Genomic DNA, 8,808 nt, shown 5'->3' with positions numbered 1-8,808 from the left:
CCCGGGGGAACAGTCACCCAGGACGAGCGGTGGCCGTGCACAGCCTGGGAACGAAGGGGCCGGCGTTCGGGTTGGTTTCCCATGGTCCAAGGCGGAACGCTTCCGGCAGACCAACCACACGGGGCAGGGTTCTTTCAGCTGGGACAACACACACCGGCAGCGCGGGGCACAGTCCAGCTGGCACAAGAACCAGCGTGCTGGGAGCCCTCTAAAGCGGCAGGGGGTTCACGTAGGGGTACTACCCGCGCTCACCCAAAACCCACCACCCAGCCCACACCAGAAACGACAGGAAGTTTGGGGACTTACGCATGACGTTCAATGCAACACTTTTCAGCATCCGCCCTGCCCACCTATTGGTCCGTAGTGTGGAGGAATGGGACGCCCTCGCGTTCGAGCTAGAAAGGGCCTACTTCGGCAAAGACAATGAACTCATCGACAGACTGCTGCCTCCCTTTCTGGAGTCCTGGCGGACAGTAACTGGCAACCTACTCCAGGACTCCTTTAGCGCTGCCGGGGTCACGGTAGCGGCTCCAACGCACCCGTGGGGAATCGCGATCCTGACAATGAACGGGAGCAGCTGCGAACCTCTTTTGTGCGATGCAGATGACACTGTCGACGATAGAGGGGAAGCGGCCGTCTACGGTGGCCTCCGGTTACTGAACTTCGAAGAAGCCATCGCCAGCTACGCAACCTGCCTGCGCAGACTGCCAGGTGAAGAACTGCAGCGCGAACTCATCTACAAGCCTGCAAAGAGTCGCACCGAGACAGTGAGCAAGGTTGTTATGAATCCGGAGCATAGGGAAGCCCTTCTCAGACTCAATGGACAGGAAAAGGACGATGAGGGTTTAGGTCTGTAACGACGGAACCAGCCCGGTTCCAAGACCGCTCAATCCTCGTGAAGGCTCGCCGCCTGCCGTGCCTTTCGGTGGGACCTACGAACAGAGGCTGTGCACGGCCACCGCTCGCCCTGGGTGACTGTTCCCCCGGTGGTGACGTGGTGGTTGTGTGCAGGCGGTCAGGTGGGTCCCGTCGTCCACCTGTGTGCGGGAAAAGCCCGAAGGAAATTGCTTTTGCCGTGCCCCTGTGGTCGAGGGGCTTGAACGGATTTCGGTCATAGAAAGGGGCAGCCCATTGGGCCTACGAGACTTCTTCGGTAAGCGCCCGGCAGCTGCCGGCACAAGTGACTCCTTCGCCGTGCTCGATACGCCGCAGTTGCAGGAACCGCTGACGCCCGAGCAGCTTGCCGACCTTCAGCAGGCATGGGCCGAACTTGCTCAGGCGGCTGAAGGATCAGACCTAATCAGCCTGCACGCCTGTTCACGAAACGGGAAGCGCTGGGAGGAAGACCCCGTGGCAGTGCGTGGTCCGGCCGCCACGCTCCGAGAGTTTCGGGCAGAGGGCACAGCAGCCGAAACCCAGGAGACGTAACGCTAGTGTGCCTCCACCGGCTTGGCTGCACCCACCAGATATTCAACTGTCTGCTCAAAAGTCGGAAAGTGCTGGGCGCGCATCGTACCGTTGGGCTTCAGTCCCCACACAGTGCATCCATCGTTGTTTAGTTTCTCGAACTGCGGCGTGTATTCACCGGGGGTCACGAAGCGGATCTCCAAAGCGACCGAACCGTCGCTGCGAGGAGAAACGGACAAAAGCTTCCGTCCGGCTTCTCCCTGGAGTATGTGTGGCGCTTTCGTATCAATGCAGACAACGCTGGAATCCGTCCAGACAACGAAGTCAGGATAGAAGTTGGTTGTATCGCCCACCGATACAAGGGGAATGCCGTAACCTGTTCGCGGCGGATTGCGGAACCACCGCATGCCGGTAGCGTCGAGAGCCTGGGCGAACTTGAGTTCGAGGCTGGGGTTCAAGTCCTCGTAACCCTCGTGGACAGAGTTGACGAAACGATGGAGATCGCCGTCTTTCACTAGAGCTGGCCCAACGACAAAAGGATTGGATTTTCGCTGTACCAGGCTCACGTTTTCGATGTAGGAGTGGACCACTTTCCGCGCGAGGTCTTTGATCTGTTCAAAAGCCTTGCTGCCGATTCCAACATGGACATCAAAGCGTTCATCGGCCGTGCTGGCCACGTCCAGGGCACGAGGAAACAGCCTGAGGATTTCACGGTGGAAGATCCACCGGGCGGAGACTCTGTTCGCCTCTTCGTAGTCCTCCCACTCTTGATCAATCTGCTCGGTCTTACCGACCACCTGCCGCACTATCTTCCGGCTTCCTGAACCTGCCGTGTTTTTAGTCGAGTCGGAATAGTCGAGCATTCCGTTCAGCAAGTCCTCAACTGGCCTGACAGCGTCCCTGGAATCGAGGGCGGTTCTGGGGACTTCCATCTTTACTCGGGGCTTCAGTTCCCTGGCCCGCCCGGTCGAGGGTGTTGAGGCGATAATCCTGATGTCCGGGGCATCGTTGCCTAGCCGGTTCTTCACTTCGCTGAGCACTTCGCTGAACACGTCATTTCGGTCAACGCGAACGTAAAAATGGGCGGTGTTGAGGCGTTCGGGAGCGAAGTGGGTGGCCCCAGGTTGTCTGAGGACGCGTCCTATGATCTGGGTGATTTGAATGTTCGACTCCATGGACTTGTCCACGTAGGCGAAGTAAACGCTCGGATCGTCCCACCCCTCCTGCAGAGTGAGGTTGAAGATGACATGGCGGTATTCGCCAGCGCTGAAGTTTGCGTAGTCCTTTTCGCCGCCGCCGAAGAGAACAAAATCGGCAGGAAGCGGATAGTTCTTGTGGGTATCGAGATTTGCATAGACGGCTATTTCACTCGCGTCAATGCCGCATTGTTCGGTGAGGTATCGCCAGATGAGGATCGGCGGCGCCTGCCGCTGACCAAATGGCTGATGCGGATCATCTTTTCGGAATGCATCGTCAGCTGCCACGTTGGTCTTACACACGTAGATGGCTTTCGGCCGTACATCCACGCCGTATTCGGCGGCGTCCGCTTCAGCCTCTGCCATGTCCGAGAGCATCGCAGAGATGGTCTCTTCCATCGGGCTCTTGTAGCCGGCCATTGCCAGTGTGCTCTTGACCAGACCATGTGAAACGACCGCTGAGGACTTGACGGAGGTAACCAGCCACTCGTCGGTTCTTCCGGCCCGCTTTAGATGATCTATTTCATTGACCATCAGTTGTGGCAGGCGCATGGTTGCGCTGGCCAGCAGAAAGGCGTCGGGCTGCTGACGGAGAAGCAGGTCCGTTTGCTGCTCTGAAAGGTTCTGAGCCTCGTCATAAACAACGATGAGCGGCCTGCGGTTCCCCGCTGAATCGAGCCGGTTCGACAGTGCCGCCCAGGTGGAGGTGCCTGTGTTGTCGATATCAGCCTTGAAGATATTCAGGCTGCCGTCTTCCATGTCCCTCTGGTTGAAAGTGCCGACCGTCGCGAAGAACACTGACGGAGTTGGAGCCAGCTCGACGTCGGCGGGATCAAACTCGCTGAGAAGGTTAACGGAAGCTGCTCCGAGTAGGTGGTTGTATTTTCCACCTGGTGCGAGGTTGGCGTAGCTCTGCTCCACAACGACTCTGCCCTTGGAAAGCCAAAGGATGATGGGCGGCGTCTTGAGCGCAGCACATATCTGGGCGACGGCGTCGGCCAGGATCACTGTCTTGCCGGCGCCCGTCAGGGCGGCCAATGACTGGAAGAAGGGTACCGATTGCGGGTTGTTCTTCGTACCTTTGAGGACTTCGTTGCCTTGGTACTCCATAAAGCGGTCAGCTATTTGCGATGAAGCCTCACGCTGGAATTTGAAGAGCGAGATCATTGGTTCCCCTGATCCGTGTAGGACTCGGTGCGCATGTCGAGACCGAAGTCGATCAGTATCTGATCGGGTATTCGGTAGAAACGCACGTCCTCGGTTCCGAAGAGGTTGTAGCGGGCGTAGACGTTATAGACGGGCTCCAGTTTCGCTTTCTTTCCTTCCGCGACACAGGCCTCGTAGACGTCTTCGGTGAGATCTGTGTTTCCGTCTGATTGTGTCAACGTGATCGGAGCCCACTAGGACGGCCCGAACGGTACCCACCCGTCGGACGTCCGGGGATGATGTTGTGAGGGTGTCTAGGGGTTCTTGGCGTGGTTTCTGGGTCTGTGAAAACACTGCCGCGGGTTGGGACGATACCCGGGGTCCCGGTTGTTGGAAGCTGGCGTCTGGCGGAGTAGTGCGTCAGAGGTAGCTGCAGATTTGTTCGGGATCGCAGCTTGCGTCGGTCCCGGACGCGGCAGTGGCGTGAAGGCCGGCGACGATGGATCGCAGCGCCATTAGTTCAGAAATCTGGTGGTCCAGTTCGGCCAGCTGGTTGGAGAGAAGGTCTTGGACGTGGGCGCAGGGGGCTTCTCCGGCGTCACGGAGGCTAAGAATTTCGCGTATTTGGGTCAGGGCGAGGCCTGCGGCCCGTCCGCGGCGGATGAATTCGAGCCTGGCCACGGAGTCGTCATGGTAGTCCCGGTAGCCGTTAGAGGATCTTTTCGCTGCCGGGAGAAGCCCGCTGTCCTCGTAGAAACGCAGCGTCTTGGTTGTCATCCCTGCCGCTGCCGCGGCCTCACCGATACGCATCATGAACTCATTTCTTAGCAGGCGGCCAGGACGGCGATTCCTTGACATTCCAGTGTAGGGGAAGGTTGAGAATGGGATGCAGAGCTGGTCTTCGGTTGAAGGCTGCACATGGCGGTCGGTTGAGCAACAGGTGTGCTGGCGGCTGCTTCCCTTCCATCTTCAGGAGTCCCTCGTGTCGGCAGCATCTTTCGATTATGACCTGGCCATTATCGGTTCCGGCGGGGCTGCTTTCGCTGCGGCCATCCGGGCAACCAGCCGTGGCAAGCGGGTGTTGATGGTGGAGCGCAGCACTGTGGGAGGCACGTGCGTGAACACGGGCTGCATCCCGTCCAAGGCCCTGCTGGCCGCCGCGGAAGCCCGCCATGTCGCCCTCGATGCTTCCGGACGGTTCCCCGGTATCAGCACCTCCGCAGAGCCGGTGGATATGCCCGAACTGGTCGCCGGGAAGCGCTCACTGGTCGAATCCATGCGGTCAGAGAAGTATGTGGATCTCGCCGCGGGCTATGGATGGAACCTGCAGCGGGGGACGGCGGTGTTCGCCGGAACCGCAGCCGCACCGGTTTTGAACATCACCGCCCCGGGCGGAACCACCGAGACAGTCAGCGCGGAACACTACCTGGTCGCGACCGGCTCCACCCCCTGGATCCCTGAAGTGCCGGGAATGGACGAGGTGGATTATCTGACGTCCACGAGTGCGATGGAGCTGCAGGACGTTCCCGCTTCGATGCTGGTGGTGGGCGGCGGGTATGTGGCGCTGGAGCAGGCGCAGCTTTTCGCCCGGCTCGGCACGGAGGTGACCATCCTGGTCCGGTCCAAGCTCGCCTCGGCCGAAGAGCCTGAAGCCGGGCATGCCCTCGCCGGTGTCTTCGCCGATGAGGGCATCCGGGTCGTCCGTCGAGCGACAGCGTCCTCGGTCCGGACCGATGAGGTGTCGGGGGACGTGGTCGTGGATGCTTCCGTCTCAGGAGGAAACGAGGAATTCAGGGCCGCGCGCCTGCTCATGGCAACAGGCCGGCGCCCGGTCACGGAGGATTTGAACCTTTGCATGGTCGGCGTTGAAACCGGGGACCGCGGGGAAGTCCTGGTCGACGGGAGCCTTCGCAGTACTAATCCGAGGATCTGGGCCGCGGGTGATGTGACGGGTCACCCGGAGTTCGTTTATGTCGCCGCCGCGCACGGGGCCCTGATGGTGGAGAACGCCTTTGAGGGTGCCGGGCGTGAGGTCGATTACCGGCACCTGCCCCGGGTCACGTTTACCAGCCCTGCCCTGGCCGCTGTCGGGATGACGGACAAGGAAGCGAACCAGGCAGGGATCCGGTGCATGTGCCGGGTTCTGCCGCTCAAATTTATCCCTCGCGCGCTGGTGAACCGTGATACCCGCGGCTTCATCAAGATCGTTGCCGACGCGGACACGGGTCGGATTGTAGGGATCACTGTCGTGGGTAAGGACGCCGGGGACATCGCCGCCGCAGGGATTTACATTCTGGAGGCCGGGATGACCGTTGATCAGGTCGCGAATCTCTGGAGCCCCTATCTGACCATGGCCGAAGGCATCAAGATAGCAGCCCAGTCCTTCACTACTGACGTCTCCAAACTGTCCTGTTGCGCGGCATGAAGTGGTCAACGACAACCTATGTGTTCGTGGGGCGGGCGGCCGCGGCTACCTTTTAGTGCGCGTTCCTTGTCAGGCTGTGGGCGAGGCGGTAGGAATCGGTGCCGGTTTCGATGATGGTGCCGTTGAACGTCAGCCGGTCAACGATCGCGGCGCAGAGGCGCGGGTCGGTGAATGTCTTGGTCCAGCCGGAGAACGACTCGTTGGAAGCGATGGCGATGGAGTTCTTCTCTTCGCGTTCGGTGAGGACCTGGAAGAGGAGTTCGGCGCCGCGCCGGTCCAGTTCCATATAGCCGAGCTCGTCAATGCAGAGCAGGTCCACTCGGCCGTATCTGGCGATGGTCTTGGCGAGGACTTTGTCGTCGGCGGCTTCGACGAGTTCGTTCACGAGCCGGGTGGCCAAAGTGTATTTGACCCGGTATCCCTTCTCCGCCGCGGCGGTGCCCAGCCCGATAAGCAGGTGGGATTTGCCGGTTCCGGAGTCCCCGATCAGGCATAGCGGTGCACCTTTTCGAATCCATTCGCCGGTAGCGAGGGTATGGATGGTAGCGGGGTTGATGTTCGTGTTCGCGTCGAAATCGAAATCACCGAGCCATTTATCCCGGGGAAAGTTCGCGGCTTTGACGCGTCGGATTGAGGAGCGACGGTCCCGGTCATCGCATTCGGCCAGCAGCAGCTCGGCCAGGAAGCCTTGGTAAGAGAGTTGTTCCTTCCCCGCGACGGTCAGAGCTTCGTCCAGAACCGCCCGGATGGTGGGCAGGCGCAATCGGCGGCATGCTTGGTCCACGGCCGCGACCGCGGCCTGCTCAGTCAGACCGCGGCGCCGTCGCAGGGTTGGGGTGATGGTGGTGGCCGGTGCGGTGGGGCTCATGAGATGTTTTCCTTCGACGCGGTTCCTGCGGAGTGTTCGGTGCGTTTGGCCAGCAGCTCGTCATAGGCGCTGATCGCCGGGAGCGGCCGCTTGTCTGGAGGGAGCCCGGCGATGACCGCCGCCGGGTCCATCAGCCGGCGCTGGGTCAGGCTGACAACTCGTTGCACTTTCGCTTCAGCATGAGCACCGCGATGACGGTCAGGACGGGACCCACCAGCAGGGATGCTGGAGGCATGTCGGCGGCCTTCAACCGCCACGACGTCGGCACTGACGGCACCTACTCCAAGGGCTGCGGTGATCCCTGCCTCGATGTCTTCGGCTTCCATCGATCGGTGCAGCAGCAGGACGTCAATCAGTTCACGGGTCCCCGCGGCATCACCGTTGACCCTGCGCGAGGCAGACCAGAAGGCGTCATGGGCGCTGGTGAAAGCACCCGACTCCCGCGCCCTGGCCAAAGCAGTGGAACCAGGCAAAGCGCCGGGCTTGGTCTTGAGGACCTCCAGATAATGGTCCAACTGGACCGACTGCCCGCCCTTGGCAATAATCCGCTGGTGCCGGGCCGCCACCGCGCGGCCGTCGAACACCACAACTTCGGATGCCCGCAATGAAACCCGGACCCGCCGACCGATGAACCGTGCTGGCACCGAGTACTTCACCATCCGCACGGTGATCATTGAGGACCGGTCCACTCTCGGGTTCAACACCAGACCGGGATCGAACTCGTCGGCCGGCAACGGTGCCAGGAACGGGCGCTCGGCGGCGAAGTCCTGGCCGATAGTGCGGATCCTGCCATCAATCCGCCGCTGATCGTCTTGAACCTCCCGGCTCCGGATCCAGTCGTTGAGCTCATCAAGGGACCTCGCCACGGGCATCGGGGTCAGCCGGTTGCGGCGGAACCAGCCCACCTCGCCCTCGACCCCGCCTTTCTCGTGAGCGCCGGCAAGACCTGGCTGGCAATAAAAGGCATCAAATCCATAGAACGAGCGAAACAACACCCACCGGTCATTCTCCAGGCGGTTCCGCCCCTGACCGAACACCACGGCCCTGACGGCACTGGTGAGGTTGTCATAGCGGATATGTTTGACCGGCACGCCGCCGATCTCGTTGAACGCCTCGACGTGGCCTTCCAGAAACGCTTCCTGGGCCTGGGTGGGGTAAATCCGGTGGATGGCTTTGCCGGAGTGAGAAAGCCGGAAGATGAACATGTGGCATTTCGTCTTTACCCCGTCCAGCACGATCCAGACTTCACCGAAGTCCACTTCCGCTTCCGCGCCCGGGGCGTGCTCCTGAGGAACAAATACCTCAACCCGGCGGCCGGCCTCCACATCGATCTGCGCCCGGCGGACCCGAACGTAGTCACGCACCGTCGAATACGACAACTCGTCCGCTCCATGCTCCTCGATGAGCCGGGCAAGAATCCTCCGGGCAGTGTGACGCTGCTTCCTCGGCGCCGTCGTGTCCTCGACGAGCATGGCGTCGATCGTCGGTTTATAAGGATCAAGCCGCGGCGAGGACCGTACAGGAGTTTTACGCTCTGGCGGGACCGGGGAACTTAACGCCTTACGCACGGTTTTCCGCGCCACCTGGTGCCTGCGGGCAAGCTCCCGGATTGACGCGCCCTCCACCCGGGCATCCCTCCGAATCTGCGCGAACAACTCCACTCTTGACCCCATCCCGGCCCTCCCGTCGTCGATCCAACACTGGATGGATCAACGTTCACAGGTGGGTACCATTCAAGCCGTCATTAGGTTCGGCATGTCCGGCTG

Annotated in this window: 8 protein-coding genes; 3 read left to right on the top strand and 5 right to left on the bottom strand. The window is 60.9% G+C overall.

Translation table 11 applies throughout. The annotated features are described in order from the left end of the window. The first annotated feature begins 308 nt into the window (after positions 1-308). A complete protein-coding gene (locus HMI60_RS20845) occupies positions 309-857 on the top strand; it encodes a hypothetical protein (protein WP_193591299.1) in 549 nt (182 codons plus the stop codon). Positions 858-1,131: 274 nt separating this feature from the next. Next, complete coding sequence (locus HMI60_RS20840; RefSeq protein WP_193591298.1) at positions 1,132-1,428, top strand: hypothetical protein; 297 nt, start codon at positions 1,132-1,134, stop codon at positions 1,426-1,428. Positions 1,429-1,430: 2 nt separating this feature from the next. Here the strand turns inward: HMI60_RS20840 and HMI60_RS20835 are convergent, their stop codons facing one another. From HMI60_RS20835 to HMI60_RS20825, 3 genes are all read right to left on the bottom strand, one after another. Further along, positions 1,431-3,770, bottom strand: coding sequence for a DEAD/DEAH box helicase (locus HMI60_RS20835; RefSeq protein ID WP_193591297.1), 2,340 nt, complete (start codon positions 3,768-3,770; stop codon positions 1,431-1,433). Beyond that, on the bottom strand, positions 3,767-3,988 hold the full coding sequence (locus HMI60_RS20830) for a hypothetical protein (RefSeq protein WP_193591296.1): 222 nt from the start codon (positions 3,986-3,988) through the stop codon (positions 3,767-3,769). Before HMI60_RS20830 ends, HMI60_RS20835 begins: the two co-directional genes overlap by 4 nt. A gap of 181 nt (positions 3,989-4,169) precedes the next feature. After that, complete coding sequence (locus HMI60_RS20825; RefSeq protein WP_031216440.1) at positions 4,170-4,559, bottom strand: heavy metal-responsive transcriptional regulator; 390 nt, start codon at positions 4,557-4,559, stop codon at positions 4,170-4,172. A 172-nt stretch (positions 4,560-4,731) separates the two neighbouring features. Here HMI60_RS20825 and merA point away from each other — a divergent pair, with 172 nt between their 5' ends. Next, positions 4,732-6,174, top strand: a complete 1,443-nt coding sequence (gene merA / locus HMI60_RS20820; protein ID WP_011691634.1) for a mercury(II) reductase — start codon at positions 4,732-4,734, stop codon at positions 6,172-6,174. Positions 6,175-6,226: 52 nt separating this feature from the next. Here merA and istB read toward each other — a convergent pair whose 3' ends face one another. Both istB and istA read right to left on the bottom strand, forming a co-directional pair. After that, positions 6,227-7,042, bottom strand: a complete 816-nt coding sequence (gene istB, locus HMI60_RS20815; protein WP_011691635.1) for an IS21-like element helper ATPase IstB — start codon at positions 7,040-7,042, stop codon at positions 6,227-6,229. Continuing rightward, positions 7,039-8,715, bottom strand: a complete 1,677-nt coding sequence (gene istA, locus HMI60_RS20810) for an IS21 family transposase (protein ID WP_011691636.1) — start codon at positions 8,713-8,715, stop codon at positions 7,039-7,041. Before istA ends, istB begins: the two co-directional genes overlap by 4 nt. Between the last annotated feature and the right edge of the window lie 93 nt (positions 8,716-8,808).

This window comes from Paenarthrobacter sp. YJN-D (genome assembly GCF_015040335.1).
GTDB classification, from domain to species: Bacteria; Actinomycetota; Actinomycetes; order Actinomycetales; family Micrococcaceae; genus Arthrobacter; species Arthrobacter nicotinovorans.
This window is presented reverse-complemented; position numbering and strand designations above follow the sequence as displayed.